We start from the raw sequence: 15891 nt of genomic DNA, 5'->3' as shown, positions 1-15891 counted from the left end.
CGGAATTACGCGTGTGTGATTCTGTTGCTGGAGTTTTCTTGGTGACAGAAGTGTCGTACGGTTCGAGTGGTTACCGATGGGGAACAAGTGTTGTCGAGGGCTATCCGCCCACCACTGAGCTCGATGGTGCGGTCGGGGCTCGTGAGGCGAAGCCGGACTCGGGTCCTTGGAGGTGCGATGCGCGGAACAGGCCGGATCGGGCGGCGCGGGCTATCGGTCGCTCTGGGTTTGCTGGTGTGTGTCGCGGTGGTCGTCACCGCCGGTCCCACCGCCTCGGTGCCGCCCCCGCCCCCCAACCCCAGCGACGGGGAGATCGCCGACGCGGGCGCGCGCGTCGACGCGGGCATCGGCGAGGTGGGCGCGCTCATCAACCAGGTCGGCTCGGTGAACCAGCAACTCCAGGAACTCGACGGCGCGCTCGCGATCAAGCGCGAGGAGGTCAACCGGGCGCTGGTCGACCTGCAGAACGCCCGCGACGCCGTCGACGCGGCGGCCGCCGTGGTCACGAGCACCGAGCGGGATCTGGCCGTCGCCGGCGACGAAGTCGTTCGCGCCCGGCATGAATTCGACGACTTCGCCACCCAGGCCTACACCCGTCCCGGCGTGGGCTCCATGGTCACCTACCTCGCCGCGTCCACACCGGGCGCTGCCATCGACCGCTCCCAGGTGCTCGGGCTGGTGTCCAAGAACCAGCGGCAGGTGCTCGACGCGCTGCGCCGCGCCCAGATCGAGCAGGGCAACCGCAATTCGACTGCGCGCCAGGCCAAGGCGCAGGCCGACGCGGCCGCGGCGGTGGCCCAGCAGAAGAAGGACGACGCCGAGCACGCCGTCGCGCAGGCCAAGGCCGAGGTGGACCGCCAGACCGCGCAGCGCGACAGCCTGCTGCGCGAACGCGATGCCGCGCAGAGCCGGCTGGACGCCGCTCGCGCGAACGTGGCCGGATTGCAGAGCCAGCGCGAGGCGTACCAGTCGTGGGATCAGCAGCGCCGCGCCGAGGAGGCCGCGATCCAGGCCGCCGCCGCGGCGGCCGCCGCCCGCGCCGCCGCCGACCAGGCCGCGCGCGATCGAGCGGCCCAGGCGGGCAACGGGAAACGGCCGCACACCCAGCTCGAGGACGCACCCCCGCCCAAGCGCAGCACACCCAAGACGGACGTGCCGTCGGTGCGCGGTTCGGAGGCGGTGGAGATCGTGGTGGACCGCGCCATGTCGCAACTGGGTGTGCAGTACGCGTGGGGCGGCGGTGACGAGGACGGTCCCACCCTCGGCATCCGCGACGGCGGCGTGGCCGACAGCCACGGCGACTACAACAAGATCGGCTTCGACTGCTCCGGCCTGATGCTGTACGCGTTCGCGGGCATCGGCGTCTCGCTCCCGCACTACAGCGGCTACCAGTACAACGCGGGCACCCGCGTGCCGGTGGGCGAGCGGATGCGCGGCGACATGCTGTTCTGGGGGCCGGGCGGTAGCCAGCACGTGGCGCTGTACCTGGGCAACGGGAAGATGGTGGAGGCCCCGCAGTCCGGTGACGTGGTGAAGGTGTCGCCGGTCCGCGAGAGCGGCATCATGCCCTACGCCGTGCGCATCGTGTCCTGAACCGGGACACCGAACGATCCGGGCGAATCGGACGTCGAAAGGACACGCCCCCGCGTCGTCGCGGACGTCGGCGTGTCGCCCCGCGCGCCCGTCCGAACGCGCGAATTGCGCTGATACCGGAGCCGGTTGCGGCATCCCGCGCGATTACCTGGAATAGTTGGGGCCAGCACGACCGATACCGAGGCGAAAGCGGGGATGTTGGTGACTTCGACGGACAAAGTGAGCGGGCCGGAATTGGCCAAGGACGCGCCGGAAAAGGCGCCGGGCTCGCTGGAACGCGACGTCGCGACCCTGGAGAAGGCGATCTTCGAGGTCAAACGGGTGATCGTGGGCCAGGACCGGCTGGTGGAACGGCTGCTGGTCGGCGTTCTCGCGCGCGGTCACGTGCTGCTCGAAGGCGTGCCCGGCATCGCCAAGACGCTCGCGGTGGAGACCTTCGCCAAGGTCGTCGGCGGCTCGTTCTCGCGCGTGCAGTTCACGCCCGACCTGGTGCCCACCGACCTCATCGGCACCCGGATCTACCGGCAGGGCCGCGAGCAGTTCGACACCGAACTCGGCCCGGTGGTGGCGAATTTCGTGCTCGCCGACGAGATCAACCGCGCGCCCGCCAAGGTGCAGTCCGCGCTGCTCGAGGTGATGGCCGAGCGGCACGTCTCCATCGGCGGCAAGACCTACCCGATGCCCGACCCGTTCCTGGTCATGGCGACGCAGAACCCGATCGAGAGCGAGGGCGTGTACCCGCTGCCCGAGGCGCAGCGCGACCGCTTCCTGTTCAAGGTGGTCGTGGACTACCCCTCGGTCGAGGAGGAGCGCGAGATCATCTACCGGATGGGCGTCACGCCGCCGGAGGCCAAGCCGGTGCTCTCGCCCGAGGACATCATCCGCCTGCAGAAGGTCGCCGCGAACACCTTCGTGCACCACGCGCTGGTCGACTACGTGGTCCGGGTGATCGCCGCGACCCGCAAGCCGCAGGACTTCGGCCTGAACGACGTCGCGGGGTGGATCGCCTACGGCGCCTCGCCGCGCGCCAGCCTCGGCATCATCGCCGCCGCCCGCGCCGTCGCGCTGATCCGCGGCCGCGACTACGTGGTGCCCCAGGACGTGGTCGAGGTGATCCCCGACGTGCTGCGCCACCGCCTGGTGCTGTCCTACGACGCGCTCGCCGACGAGGTCACCCCCGAGGAGGTGATCCGGCGCGTGCTGCAGACCGTCGGCCTGCCGCAGGTCGCCCCGCAGGCGGTGCCCTCGGGTGAGCGTCCCGTGCCGGCGCCCGGCGTGCCGCAGCCGCCGCAGCAGCAGTCGCATATTCCGCAGCCGCCGCAGCCGCAGGGCCAGGGCGCGCAGCCGCAGATGGCTCCGGCCGTCGGCAACAACCAGCCCAAGTGACCTCCGCGTCGGCAGGGCCCGAGGTTCCCCGAGTGAACAGCAGGACATCGCACGCACCGCCCTCGTTCCGCGCGGGCGAGCTGACCGATCCGCGGCTGTCGGCGGCGCTGAAGACCCTCGAACTCACCGTCCGCAGGCGCCTGGACGGCGTGCTGCACGGCGACCACCTGGGCCTGATCCCCGGCCCCGGCTCCGAGCCGGGCGAGTCGCGGATGTACCAGCCCGGCGACGACGTGCGCCAGATGGACTGGTCGGTGACCGCCCGCACCACCCATCCGCACGTGCGGCAGATGATCGCCGACCGCGAGCTGGAGACGTGGATGGTGGTCGACCTGTCGGCCAGCCTCGACTTCGGCACCGCCGCGTGCCAGAAGCGCGATCTGGCCATCGCGGCCGCCGCGGCCGTCACCCATCTCACCAGCGGCGGCGGCAACCGCATCGGCGCCGTCGTCGCCACCGGCGAGCAGCTGGTCCGAATTCCCGCGCGCAGCGGGCGGATTCACGCGCAGACCCTGCTGCGCGGCATCGCGACCACCCCGCACGCCCGCGACGGCGTGCGTGGCGATCTGCGCTCGGCGATCGAATCGCTGCGCCGACCGCAGTGCAAACGCGGTCTCGCCGTGATCATCAGCGACTTCCTCGGCGACATCGACTGGCAGCGTTCGCTGCGCGCGATCTCCGCGCGTCACGATCTGCTGGCCGTCGAGGTCCTCGATCCCCGCGACCTGGAACTGCCCGACGTCGGCGACGTCGTGCTGCACGATCCGGAGAGCGGCCGCACCCGCGAGTTCAGCGTGACGCCCACGCTGCGCGCCGATTTCGCCGCCGCCGCGCGCGAGCACCGCGCGCAGGTCGAGCAGGCGCTGCGCGGCTGCGGCGCGCCGGTGCTGTCGTTGCGGACCGATCGGGACTGGATCGCCGACGTGGTCCGGTTCGTGTCCACCCGGCGCCACAGCTTCGGCGCCCCGAGCGGGCGGGTGCCTCGCCAGTGAGTATTTCCCATTTCACCGCGTTGGTCTGGCTCGGTTTCCTGGTCGTCGTCCTGCTTCTCGCGCTCGGCTACGTGCTGGTGCAGCGCAGCAGGCACAAGCAGATGCTGCGGTTCTCCAACATGTCGGTGCTGGAGAAGGTCGCCCCGGCGCGGCCGAACCCGATGCGCCACGCGCCGATCGCGCTGATGCTGGTCGGCTTGGTGCTGCTGACCATCGCCGCCGCCGGTCCCACCTCGGTGCAGAAGGTGCCGCGCAACCGCGCGACCGTCGTGCTGGTGATGGATGTGTCGCTGTCGATGGAGGCCACCGACGTGTCGCCGAGCCGCCTGCAGGTGGCACAGGAGGCGGGCAAGAAATTCGTCGACGGCCTCACCCAGGGCATCAATCTGGGGTTCGTCACCTACGCGGGCACCGCGTCGGTCATGGTGTCGCCCACCACGAATCGCGAATCGGTGAAGGCGGCCATCGACAACATCAAACTGGCCGAGCGCACCGCCACCGGCGAGGGCATCCTCACGGCGTTGCAGTCCATCGACACGCTCGCCACCGTGCTCGGCGGCGCGGAGACCCCACCCCCCGCCCGGGTGGTGCTCATGTCGGACGGTAAGCAGACCGTCCCCGACGACACCGACGTGGAGAACCCGCGGCACGCGTTCACCGCGGCCCGGCTGGCCAAGCAGAAGGGCATCCCGGTCTCCACCATCTCCTTCGGCACCGACTGGGGTTCGGTGGAGATCCCGGACCCCGACGGCGGCAACCCGCAGCGGGTGAAGGTGCCCGTCGACAACGAGTCGCTGCGCGAGATCGCGACCCTGTCCGGCGGCGAGTTCTACACCGCCTCCAGCCTGGAGGAACTCAACGCCGTCTACGACACCCTCGAGGAGCAGATCGGCTACGAGACCACCCGCGGCGACGCCAGCAGACCGTGGCTGCTGATGGGCATGCTCGTCGTGGCCGCCGGCATCGTGACCGGATTGCTCTATCGTCAACGGCTGCCCTAGCGGCCCGCGTACGCTGCTGCGACGTGGAGAGCCCGTGCGCGGGCGGACGAACTCGAACAGATAGGTTGGTGCTCATGTCGAACATCACATCGCGCTCGGTCCTGGTGACCGGCGGCAATCGCGGCATCGGACTGGCGGTCGCGCAGCGGCTGGCGGCGGACGGTCACAAGGTGGCCGTGACCCATCGCGGATCGGGGGCGCCGGACGGGCTGTTCGGCGTGAAGTGCGATGTCACCGATATGGATTCGGTCGAGCAGGCGTTCGCCGAGGTGGAAGCCCACCAGGGTCCGGTCGAGGTGCTGGTGGCCAACGCGGGCATCGTGGACAACACGCTGGTCATGCGCATGAGCGAGGAGCAGTTCAGCCGCGTCATCGACGCCAACCTGACCGGCGCGTTCCGCTGTGCCAAGCGCGCCAGCCGCGCCATGATCCGCGGCAAGTTCGGTCGCCTCATCTTCCTCGGCTCGGTGATGGGCACCTTCGGCGGCCCGGGCCAGGTCAACTACTCCGCGTCCAAGGCGGGCCTGATCGGCATGGCCCGCGCGCTCACCCGCGAGATCGGCAACCGCAACATCACCGCGAACGTGGTCGCCCCCGGCTTCATCGACACCGACATGACCCGGGAAGAGGCCAACGAGGAGCTCAAGGAACTGGTGCTCAAGGTGATCCCGGCGCGCCGCGTGGGTGATCCGAAGGAAGTGGCCGCCGCCATCAGCTTCCTGGCCTCCGACGACGCCTCCTACATCAACGGCGCGATCCTGCCCGTCGACGGCGGCATGGGCATGGGCCACTAGTCCCGCCGTCACCTGCACTCACGACTTTCAGGAGAACCGAGAAACTCATGGGCGGATTGCTCGAAGGCAAGACCATCCTCATCACCGGCATCATCACCGACTCCTCCATCGCGTTCCACGCGGCGCGGGTGGCGCAGGAGCAGGGTGCCAAGGTGCTCATCACCGGTATCCCGGAGCGGCTGCGGCTGATCGACCGGATCGCCAAGCGCCTGCCGCAGGAGATCCCGCCCGCCATCGGGCTCGATGTCACCAGCGAAGAGGATCTGGCCGCACTCGCGGACAAGGTGCGCGAGCTGGCGCCCGAGGGCATCGACGGCGTGCTGCACTCCATCGCGTTCGCGCCCCGCACCCTGATGGGTCCCGACGCCAAGCCGTTCCTCGAGGGCCCCGGCCCCGACGCCGCCAAGGCTTTCGAGATCTCCGCCTGGAGCTACGCCTCGCTGGCCCGCGCCGTGCTGCCCGTGCTGAACGAGGGCGGTTCGCTGGTGGGCATGGACTTCGACCCGCGCACCGCGATGCCGTTCTACAACTGGATGGGTGTGGCGAAGGCGGCGCTGGAGTCGGTCAACCGCTACGTCGCGCGCGAGGTGGGCGAGGCCAAGCGGGTGCGCTCCAACCTCATCGCGGCGGGCCCCATCAAGACGCTGGCCGCCAAGGCGATCGCCGGCACCGCCACCGACGACGCCGCGAAGCTGAACCAGCTCAACGTCTACTGGGACGGCGCCTCGCCCATCGGTTGGGACGTCGACGATCCGACCGCCGTGGCGAAGTCGATCGTGGCGCTGCTCTCGGACTGGCTGCCCGCCACCACCGGCTCCATCATCTACGTGGACGGCGGCGCCAGCCACAACACCTGGTTCCCGGAAAACGGCTTCGTCCACTGATATCGCTCCCGAGGAGGTGACTGTGGCCGCCGATGCGCTGCTGCTGCTGTCGTTCGGCGGCCCGGAACGCCCCGAGGACGTGATGCCGTTCCTGGAGAACGTGACTCGCGGGCGCGGGGTGCCGCGCGAACGGCTCGAGGAAGTGGCCGAGCACTACTTCCACTTCGGGGGCGTCTCGCCGATCAACGCGCTCAACCGCGACATCATCGCCGCGGTGGAGCGCGAATTCGCCACCGCGGGACGGGATCTGCCGGTCTACTTCGGCAACCGCAACTGGTATCCGATGGTGGAGGAGACCGTCGCGCGGATGGCCGCCGACGGTGTGCGCGAGGCGCTGGTCTTCACCACCTCGGCGTGGGGTGGCTACTCCGGCTGCGCGCAGTACAACGAGGACATCGCCAGGGCGCGTGCGGCATTCGGCGAGGGCGCGCCCGATCTGGTGAAGCTGCGGCAGTACTTCGACCACCCGCTGCTGGTCGAGGCGTTCGCCGACGCGATCCGCGCGGCGCTGGCGGAACTGCCCGCCGAGCGCAGGGACGGCGCGCGGCTGGTGTTCACCGCGCACTCCATCCCGGTGGCGGCCGACACGGCCCCCGCGCCCGACGCCGACGTTCGCCTGTACAGCCGTCAGGTCGCCGACGCGGCCCGATTGTGCGCGGCGGCAACAGATTTCGGCGACTACGACCTGGTGTGGCAGTCGCGGTCGGGGTCGCCGCAGGTGCCGTGGCTCGAACCCGACATCGTCGACCACCTCGAGGATCTCTCCGCCAAAGGCGTGGACGCCGTGGTGGTGTGTCCGGTCGGATTTGTCTCCGATCACCTCGAAGTGATCTGGGATCTCGACAACGAGGCCAAGGAGAAGGCGGGCGAACTGGGCATGGCGTTCGCGCGGGCCGCGACACCCGGCCCCGATCCCCGGTTCGCGCGGATGGTGGCCGAACTCGTCGCCGAACATCTCGACGGTGTGCCCGCGCGCAAACTCGGGGCCGTGCCCGGTCACGGGTGCACGCGCAACGGCACGCCCTGCGCCGTCGGTTGCTGCGCCCTGCCGCCCCGGGGCAGGCCCGCCGGGAACTGAATCCTGTTCCGGTGCGGGTGCTTCTCGGGCCGGAACCATCGAGTCGGAGGGGAGGTCGCCGGGATGGCGCTCGAATTACACGGTCTGCGTAAGTATTTCGGTGAGATCGTCGCGCTGGAGGACGTGAGCCTGCGGGTCGGTCCGGGGGAGATCCTGGGTTTCGTCGGCAGCAACGGCGCGGGCAAGTCCACCACCATGCGCATCGTGCTCGGCGTCCTGGCCGCCGACGCGGGCACCGTCGTATTCGACGGCGCGCCGGTCGATTTCGCCGCCCGCCAGCGCTTCGGCTACATGCCCGAGGAGCGCGGGCTCTACCCGCGCATGCAGGTCGGCGAACAGCTCGAGTTCCTGGCCGAATTGCACGGACTCACCCGCGCCGACGCGCGCGCCGAGATCCGGCGCTGGGCCGAACGGCTCGGCATCGCCGACAAACTCGACAGGCCGCTGCAAGAACTCAGCCTCGGCAACCAGCAGCGCGTGCAGCTCGCCGCCGCGCTGGTGCACCGCCCCGCGCTGCTGGTGCTGGACGAACCGTTCTCCGGGCTCGACCCGGTGGCCGTGGACATGATGAGCGAGGTGCTGCGCGAACGGGCCGACGCCGGCGTGCCGGTGATGTTCTCCAGCCACCAGCTGGAACTGGTCGAGCGCTTGTGCGACCGGGTCGGCATCATCGTCGCCGGCCGCATCCGGGCCGACGGGACCGTCTCCGAGCTGCGTTCGCGCGGTGCCCGCAGGCTGGAGGTCTCCGTGTCCGACGCGCCTGCCACCTGGGCCGGCGGGCTGTCCGGCGTGCGAGTGCTCAGCCACGTCGGGGCGGCCGACGGTGCGCCGCCCGCCACCGTGCTCGAACTCGACGACGCCGTGGACGACCAGACCGTGCTGCGGCACGCGCTGGCCGCGGGCCCGGTGCGACACTTCGCCTCGCACCGGCCGACCCTGACCGAGCTCTACCGGGAGGTGGTGGCCTCGTGACGGCCCCGGACACCGCGTGGCTGCGCGCCGTGCGCCTCATCGCGCGCCGCGAACTGCTCGCCCAGACCCGCACCAAGGCGTTCCGCCTCGGCCTCGCGATCACCGCCGTCGGCATCGTGGCCGCCGCGGTGATCTACTCGCTGTTCCTCCGCGACGACGGCCAGCCCGCGTTCGACGTGGCGGCCGCCGGTGTGGACGCGGCCGTGGTGACGCCGTTGGCCGAGGCCGGGAAGGCGGCCGGTCTCGAGCTGACCGTCACCGACGGGCTCACCGCCGAGGAGGCCCGCGCCCGCGTCACCGACGGCGACGCCGACGCGGCGCTGCTGCCGGGTGACGGGGACGGCGTGGTCGCGGTGGTGGAGGACGACCTGGACCCGGCCCTGGGGTCGGTGCTGACCGGCGTGGTGCGCGGGGTGGCGCTGGAGCGCGCGCTCGCCGCGAGCGGGGCCGACAGTGCGGCCGTCGCGGCGGCGATGACGGGCGCGACCGTCACCGTGGAGGCCGCGGAGCCGGTGGATCCGCAGCGCGGCGAGAAGGTCGGCATGGCGTGGTTCGTGCTGATCCTGTTGCTGATCTCCGTCCTCGGCTTCGGCGTGTACGTGGCGATGGGCGTGGTGGAGGAGAAGTCCAACCGCGTGGTGGAGCTGCTGCTCTCCACGGCGCGCCCGCTGCAGTTGCTGTGGGGCAAGGTGCTCGGCATCGGCGCGGCGGCGCTCATCCAGGTGGTGGTGCTCAGCGTGGTGGGCGCCGCGGCGGGCAGCGCGGCGGGGTTGATCACGCTCAGCGGGACGGCCGCGGTGGTCATCGCGGGCGCGCTGGTGTGGTTCGTGCTCGGCTATCTGCTGTTCGCGCTCGTGTACGCGGCGGCCGGTGCGCTGGTGTCGCGCCAGGAGGAGGTCCAGGGCGTCACCACCCCGGTGATGCTGATCGTCATGGTCTGCTACTTCGTGAGCATCTTCGCCATCGGCAGCCCCGACAACCCGCTCAGCGTGATCGCCGCCTGGATCCCCCCGTTCTCCGCGTTCGTCATGCCCGTCCGCACCGCCGCCGGCGACGTCGCCCCCTGGGAGATCGCGGGCTCCCTCGCCCTCATGGTCGCCGCCTGCGCCGCCGTCGCCTGGCTCGCCGCCCGCATCTACTCCCGCAGCGTCCTGCACACCGGCTCTCGCGTCCCCTGGAAGCAGGCCCTGCGGGGTTGACCGCGCTCCCGGTGGTGCCGCGCCTGTTGGATCGTCGCCCGCATGCATCCTGCGCACCGGCTCCCGTTCGCCAGGGCGGCAGGCTGTGCGCTGAGCGCCACCCGTCACCGGCGTGCGCCGCTTTCGGCGCACGCCGAGTCACCGGGACATCTCCGTGTCGGCCGTGCCGGATACGGGTGCGTGGTTGGCGTTACTCGCCGGTGGTGCCCGCCGGGTGAGCACGCCTCGTCTCGAGGTTCCACCGATCCGGAGGGTTCCCGCCCTGGGCTCGAGGGGTTCGATCCGCGCGCGGTGCAGGGACTGGCGGCGGTCGCTCTCCGAGCGACGGGGAAGGTCATGGTGGCCGCTGGGCGAGTCAGGCGGGCCCGCGGGCGGCGGTGTGGATGGCGACGAGGCGGGCGGCGCGGATGGCGTCCCAGAGGGGGCGGAGCAGGCTTTCGTGGGCGCCGATGGCGGTGGCGGAGGTGGGGGAGGAGGCCGGTTCCCGTTGCGCCACCGTGAGAATCGCGGCCACGTGGTCGGCGGTGTCGAGAATTCGCCTGGCGCGCAACGGGATCGACTCGGGGTAGTCGTGGCGCGAGTAGTCGGCCAGTTCGGCCTCGATGAGTTCGCGCGGATCGGAGTCGGTGACGCCGACGGCGGTGGTGTGCAGTTTCATGAGCGCGTCGGCGGCGTCGCGCACGGCCTCGCGCATCGTGTATTCGGCTTCGCCCAGCGACATGTCGGGCCCGGCGGCGAGCGGCATCGGCACGCTGTACACGGTCCACTGCAGCGCGTCGTCCTCGGCCAGATGCGGTATCAGGCCGGTCCCTTCGCCGCCGGGCACCCCGATGAGCAGACCCTCGCCCGCCTCCACCGCGTCGGCGGCGAACACCGTGCCCACCGGCAGCCCGCGCACGTCGCCCGGCACCGGGAGCACGAGCCGCAACTGCGCCCCCGGCCGCGCCATCGCTTCGCGAATCACCTTGAGCAGCGGCATGACTCCGCTCCCGGGCAGGTTCGCGCGCGAGGACCACGGCAGGTCGGTGCGCCCGCCGGTGACCGGATCACCGGCGGCGATGGTGTGCCTCGGCGCCCAGGCGTGCATGGCCTCCAGCACGTCGTCGGGCGCGCTGTTCCCGGCCAGCCAGGAGCCGGCCCACACCGTCAGCGTGGCACTTGGGGAGCACATAATCTTCGAGCATAGAGGGATCCGCGCGAGCGCACGGACCGGTGGGCTACTCCGGTTCGGTGACGAAGTCGATGAGCCGCTCGACGGCGCCGATCAGCGGCGACTCCAGGTCCCGGAACGAGCCCACCGCGTCGTACACCCGCCGCCAGCCGTCCTGCGGCGTGCCCCAGCCGAGCCTGCGGCACACGCCGGTCTTCCAGTCCTCGCCGCGCGGCACGGTGGGCCAGGTGTCGATGCCGAGCGCGGCCGGGCGCACCGCCTGCCACACGTCGACGTAGGGGTGACCGGTGACCAGCACGTGCGGCCCGAGCCCGGTGGTGAGCTGGGTTTCCTTCGACCCGGTCACCAGGTGGTCCACCAGCACGCCCACCCGCCTGCCGGGGCCGGGCGCGAAGTCGGTGAGCCGGGCGGCGAGATTGTCGAGGCCCTCGAGGTGTTCCACCACCACGCCCTCCACGCGCAGATCGTGGCCCCACACCCGTTCGACGAGCGCGGCGTCGTGCACGCCCTCCACCCAGATCCGGCTGGCCTTGGCGACGCGCGCCCGCAGTCCCTCCACCCGCGTGGACCCCGAGGCCGAGCGCACGGGCTGCTTCGGGGCGCCGACGGCGGGCCGCACCAGCGTGACCGGTTCGCCGTCGATGAGGAACGCCGCCTCGCGCAGCGCGAACAGCCGCACCGCGCCGCGCCCGTCCTCGAGTTTCACGAAGTCGCCGTCGTAGCTGCGGTCGAAACCCACCACGGCGCCGCAGAATCCGGTCGCGGCGTCCTCCACGACGAGATCGCGGTCGGCCGCCACGGTCGGCACCACCCGTTTCCGCGACCGGGCGTGCCCGGAGTAGATGTCACCGCCGTACATGTCACGCGTACCCACCCGCTCGAAACTACCGGGTGGCAGGGCGATTTCGCGGTTGCGACGCCGCGTTTCGCCGAACCTGCGGCCCCGGGGCGCCGCGCCGTCGCCCGAGAGCGGCCCGAGATCAACTCCGGACGGTTAGAGTGGGGGTGTGGCCGCTATTTTTTGGCTGGTCGCGGGAATTCTGCTCGCGGCGGCGGAGATGCTCACCGGTGACCTCACGCTGCTCATGATCGGCATCGCCGCCCTCGGCACCGCCGGTGTGAGCGCGGCGGCGGACACCTCGCTGGTCGTGGACGCGATCGTGTTCGCGGTGATCACCGCCGTGCTGATGCTGGGGGTGCGCCCGATCCTGCGGCGCCGCTACAGCCTGCCGCCCGCCGTGCCCACGAATGTCGATGCGCTGCAAGGTAAGTCGGCGCTGGTGCTGGAAGAGGTCGCCGCGCATTCGGGCCGGGTGAAGCTCGGCGGCGAGGAGTGGACCGCGCGGCCGATGAACCCGGACGAGGTGTACGAGCCGGGTGTGACCGTGTACGTGATGAGGATCGACGGCGCGACGGCCGTCGTCTGGAAGGGGCCTTGATGGCTGTACTGATCGTCGCCGCCGTACTGGTGCTGCTGGTCGTGGTGGTGGTGTTCAAGTCGATCGCGCTGGTGCCGCAGGCCGAGGCCGCGGTGATCGAGCGGCTCGGCCGGTACTCACGCACCGTGTCCGGGCAGCTGACGTTCCTGGTGCCGTTCGCCGACCGCATCCGCGCGAAGGTGGACCTGCGCGAGCGCGTGGTGTCGTTCCCGCCGCAGCCGGTGATCACCCAGGACAACCTGACCTTGCAGATCGATTCGGTGGTGTATTTCCAGGTCACCAGTCCGCAGGCCGCGGTCTACGAGATCAGCAACTACATCGCCGCCGTGGAGCAGCTCACCGTTACCACCCTGCGCAACGTGGTCGGCGGCATGACGCTCGAGGAGACGCTCACCTCCCGCGACCAGATCAACAGCCAGCTGCGCGGCGTCCTGGACGAGGCCACCGGTCGCTGGGGCCTGCGCGTGGCGCGGGTCGAGCTCAAGGCCATCGATCCGCCCCCGTCGATCCAGGAGTCGATGGAGAAGCAGATGAAGGCCGACCGCGAGAAGCGCGCCATGATCCTCACCGCCGAGGGCACGCGCGAATCGCAGATCAAGACGGCCGAGGGCGCCAAGCAGGCGCAGATCCTCTCCGCCGAGGGCGCCAAGCAGTCGGCGATCCTGTCCGCCGAGGGCGAGCGCCAGAGCCGCATCCTGCGGGCCCAGGGTGAGCGCGCCGCCGCCTACCTGCAGGCGCAAGGTCAGGCGAAGGCCATCGAAAAGGTGTTCGCCGCAATCAAATCCGGCAAGCCGACGCCGGAACTGCTGGCCTACCAGTACATGCAGACGCTGCCGATGGTGGCGCGCGGCGATGCCAACAAGGTGTGGCTGGTGCCCAGCGATTTCGGCAAGGCCCTGGAAGGGTTCGCCAAGAACTTCGCCACGCAGGGCGAGGACGGCGTGTTCCGCTACGAGCCTCCGCAGGAGGACGTCCCGCCGGTGAAGGTGGAGGACGACTCGGATGTGGCGGACTGGTTCGACACCGCGCCCGACCCGACCATCGAACGCGCCGTTCGCGCCGCCGAGGCCAGCGCCCGGACGCCGGTCGAGGGGCTGGCCCCGCTCACCCCCACGCCGCCGGCGCGCCCGCGCGATCTGGAGAAGCCCCCGGCCCCGCCCGCGGAGCCGGCGCCGCCGCAACCGCAGCAGCCCTACCCGCCGCAACAGCAGCAACCCCCGCAGCAGCAGCCGGGCTACCGTCCGGACGACCCGCACGGACGGCCGTGGCAGCCGCCGGAGAACTACCGGCGCTGACGACATCCTCGGCACGCCCCGCCACCCGATCCCGGGTAGCGGGGCGTTCTGCGTCTCCGCACGTTCGAATGCGCTCGGGGTGGGTAGGTGACCAGGTGAGCGGGGTCTCACGACCCGGCGCGCGATGATTTGCTGAAAAGTTGCAGAGTCCGATGTGTCCGACTACGGTTCTGGGCGTCGCTGAGAACAGCGCGCGACCGAACCGACGAATCCGGGAGACTTCGATGCAGTACCGGCCCGTAGCTGCGGCGTTGCCTGCCCGCGTGCCCGGCGTGACTCCGCCGGGCGCGTTGCGGGAGGACCAGATCGCGGTCAAGGAGTTCCAGCGCGAGGGCACGCAGGTGTCGGTGACGATCGGGCGCCCCGCGCAGTTCCCGGAGCGGGCGGGCTGGCGCTGCCGGGTGCGGGTGGAGCGCGAGACCCGGCTCGAGCAGTCGCAGGTCGTCGCCCCCACCGAGGCGGAGGTGCTGCGCATGGCCATGGAGTTGGTGACCAGCCGCCTCGGGCTGACCGGCGCCGAGTTCCTCGACGGCGCGCACGTGCGCTCCGATTTCCTGTGCGGGCTCACCACCGCGGGCTGAATCGCCGGGTCGGTGCGCCCGTGCCGATCCCGTTGTGGTGCTGGGCAATACGGTCGGCGTGGTCACGTTGACGCGGCGGGAGTCGCGGGCTACTAATGGACGGTGGCGCGACGCGCGCAGCCCCCTCGTCCGACAGCCCACGGGAGCGCCCACCCATGTCCGGCTCGCTCAGCCTTCCGGTCGACCGCTTCGACACCGAAGTGCTCGGCCTGCACTGGATTCCGCTGCCGGAGGCCGACGAGAACACCGCCGCGGTATTGCGCGAGCGCCTCGGCGTCGACTTCCCGCCCGTGGCCGACGAGCCTTGGGAGAGCGGCGGTTTCGCCTACTTCCCGGTGACGTTCCGGTATCCGCGCGGTGAAAGTTTGGTGGACGCGCGGGTCGTGCTCGCCCTCGGGGCCGATTTCGTCGTCACGCGTCAGCCCGCCGAGCCGTTCGTCCCGTTCGACGCCGCCGTGGCCGAGATGGCGCGCACGCCCGCGCTCACCCGCTCCCCGCACGGCGTGCTGTACGCGCTGCTGCGCGCGCTGAACGAGACATCCGAGCGGGTCGTCGCCCACGCGGCGGACGACGTGGACGCGCTGGCCGGGCTGGTCGGCGGGCTCTCCGGTGGCGCGGGTGCGCTGCGCGACGTTTCCGCGCGTCTGGACCGTGCTGAGCGCACGGTGGCGCAAGTGCGCGAAACCCAGCGCGGGCTCGCCCGTGCGGCGCGCCACCTGCGCGCGGTGCACGCCGGTGAACTCGGCGCGCCCGTCGCCGCCTTGCTCGCGGCGATCGAGGCGGCCGACGCCCGCGCGCAGGGCGTGCAGGACCGCGTTCGCCACGTGGAGGCGGCACTGGCCGCGCACCTGGCACTGCGCCGGACCCGCCTGCGGACACTGCTGGCACTGTGCGCGGCGGGTCTGGTTCCATTGCTGATGATTCTGGGCTATCTGGCCTTCTCCGCCTGACCGATCCGCCGCGATCACATGCTACGGAGCCGAGCGCTCCGGCGGTTGGTCCTCGCCGCACCCGTCCGGCGGCACACGGGCGTTCGGCATCCCCGTGCGCAGCGCATCCGCTTCGCCACTTCGGTCGGTCGAACCGCCGCCCATGCCGGCACGCGTATCGAATCGGCTGGCTGGACCACGTGGAACCAAGGCCGATGCGCTGCCTCCCGCGAAGCGCGCCACGACCGCGGCGGCGAGAGCGGCGATGTCGTGCGCCCGCAGTACCGCCCGCTCGGCCCGCCGGGCGTGCTTGCCACCGTGCACGGCATTCCACGCGATGCCGTGAGCGGGCGGCGCGCGAGCACCGACCCGGCCGTCGCGGCGAAACCAGCCAGCGAGGCCCAGATCCCGATCACGAAGAAAGTCCCGCGCCGACTCGGTCCACACCCACAGCCGTACCGGTGGACACCCGGCCGCTACGGCACCCTCGGAGGTAGCACGGCTGTGATCTGGGTCGCGGGACCGCCTCGCCGCCGTTCGCGACACGACCCGGCTCGCTGGTCTCCGGTCGGACACG

At 71.2% G+C, this 15891-nt stretch carries 15 protein-coding genes; 13 read left to right on the top strand and 2 right to left on the bottom strand.

The genetic code is table 11. The features are described from left to right. Window positions 1-177: 177 nt before the first annotated feature. The 9 genes from OHB21_RS31355 to OHB21_RS31315 all read left to right on the top strand — a co-directional run bounded on the left by OHB21_RS31355 (window position 178) and on the right by OHB21_RS31315 (window position 9899). On the top strand, window positions 178-1593 hold the full coding sequence (locus OHB21_RS31355) for an NlpC/P60 family protein (RefSeq protein ID WP_195124396.1): 1416 nt from the start codon (window positions 178-180) through the stop codon (window positions 1591-1593). Between the two features lie 195 nt (window positions 1594-1788). Continuing rightward, window positions 1789-2979, top strand: a complete 1191-nt coding sequence (locus tag OHB21_RS31350) for an AAA family ATPase (protein ID WP_067511220.1) — start codon at window positions 1789-1791, stop codon at window positions 2977-2979. Between the two features lie 32 nt (window positions 2980-3011). Next, window positions 3012-3971, top strand: coding sequence for a DUF58 domain-containing protein (locus tag OHB21_RS31345; protein WP_195141951.1), 960 nt, complete (start codon window positions 3012-3014; stop codon window positions 3969-3971). Continuing rightward, on the top strand, window positions 3968-4972 hold the full coding sequence (locus tag OHB21_RS31340) for a VWA domain-containing protein (protein WP_067511218.1): 1005 nt from the start codon (window positions 3968-3970) through the stop codon (window positions 4970-4972). Before OHB21_RS31345 ends, OHB21_RS31340 begins: the two co-directional genes overlap by 4 nt. 74 nt (window positions 4973-5046) lie before the next feature. After that, the gene (fabG1, locus tag OHB21_RS31335; protein WP_067511217.1) at window positions 5047-5766 is read left to right on the top strand and encodes a 3-oxoacyl-ACP reductase FabG1; all 720 of its coding nucleotides are present in this window, start codon (window positions 5047-5049) and stop codon (window positions 5764-5766) included. Between the two features lie 47 nt (window positions 5767-5813). After that, window positions 5814-6650, top strand: a complete 837-nt coding sequence (gene inhA / locus OHB21_RS31330; protein ID WP_067511216.1) for an NADH-dependent enoyl-ACP reductase InhA — start codon at window positions 5814-5816, stop codon at window positions 6648-6650. Between the two features lie 22 nt (window positions 6651-6672). Further along, window positions 6673-7728: a ferrochelatase gene (locus OHB21_RS31325; protein WP_195124395.1), complete on the top strand. Its 1056-nt coding sequence runs from the start codon at window positions 6673-6675 to the stop codon at window positions 7726-7728. Between the two features lie 63 nt (window positions 7729-7791). Further along, window positions 7792-8700 carry an ABC transporter ATP-binding protein gene (locus OHB21_RS31320; RefSeq protein ID WP_067511214.1) on the top strand — a complete coding sequence of 303 codons (909 nt, stop codon included), beginning with the start codon at window positions 7792-7794 and terminating at the stop codon, window positions 8698-8700. After that, the gene (locus OHB21_RS31315) at window positions 8697-9899 is read left to right on the top strand and encodes an ABC transporter permease (RefSeq protein ID WP_324191892.1); all 1203 of its coding nucleotides are present in this window, start codon (window positions 8697-8699) and stop codon (window positions 9897-9899) included. Before OHB21_RS31320 ends, OHB21_RS31315 begins: the two co-directional genes overlap by 4 nt. A 355-nt stretch (window positions 9900-10254) precedes the next feature. Here the strand turns inward: OHB21_RS31315 and OHB21_RS31310 are convergent, their stop codons facing one another. Beyond that, window positions 10255-11070: a hypothetical protein gene (locus OHB21_RS31310; protein WP_067511212.1), complete on the bottom strand. Its 816-nt coding sequence runs from the start codon at window positions 11068-11070 to the stop codon at window positions 10255-10257. A 46-nt stretch (window positions 11071-11116) separates the two neighbouring features. After that, entirely contained in the window at window positions 11117-11929 is an 813-nt protein-coding gene (locus OHB21_RS31305) for a DUF3097 domain-containing protein (RefSeq protein ID WP_067511211.1), read from the bottom strand. Between the two features lie 148 nt (window positions 11930-12077). Between OHB21_RS31305 and OHB21_RS31300 the strand changes: the two genes are divergently transcribed. From OHB21_RS31300 to OHB21_RS31285, 4 genes are all read left to right on the top strand, one after another. Further along, a complete protein-coding gene (locus OHB21_RS31300) occupies window positions 12078-12509 on the top strand; it encodes an NfeD family protein (RefSeq protein ID WP_067511210.1) in 432 nt (143 codons plus the stop codon). Beyond that, window positions 12509-13804 carry an SPFH domain-containing protein gene (locus OHB21_RS31295; RefSeq protein ID WP_067511209.1) on the top strand — a complete coding sequence of 432 codons (1296 nt, stop codon included), beginning with the start codon at window positions 12509-12511 and terminating at the stop codon, window positions 13802-13804. The genes OHB21_RS31300 and OHB21_RS31295 overlap by 1 nt, the downstream gene beginning before the upstream one ends. A 224-nt stretch (window positions 13805-14028) precedes the next feature. Next, window positions 14029-14385, top strand: coding sequence for a hypothetical protein (locus tag OHB21_RS31290; RefSeq protein ID WP_228788465.1), 357 nt, complete (start codon window positions 14029-14031; stop codon window positions 14383-14385). A 155-nt stretch (window positions 14386-14540) separates the two neighbouring features. Continuing rightward, entirely contained in the window at window positions 14541-15335 is a 795-nt protein-coding gene (locus OHB21_RS31285) for a CorA family divalent cation transporter (protein ID WP_195124394.1), read from the top strand. The last annotated feature ends 556 nt before the right edge of the window (window positions 15336-15891 follow it).

This window comes from Nocardia puris (assembly GCF_036051655.1).
GTDB lineage: Bacteria > Actinomycetota > Actinomycetes > Mycobacteriales > Mycobacteriaceae > Nocardia > Nocardia puris.
This window is presented reverse-complemented; position numbering and strand designations above follow the sequence as displayed.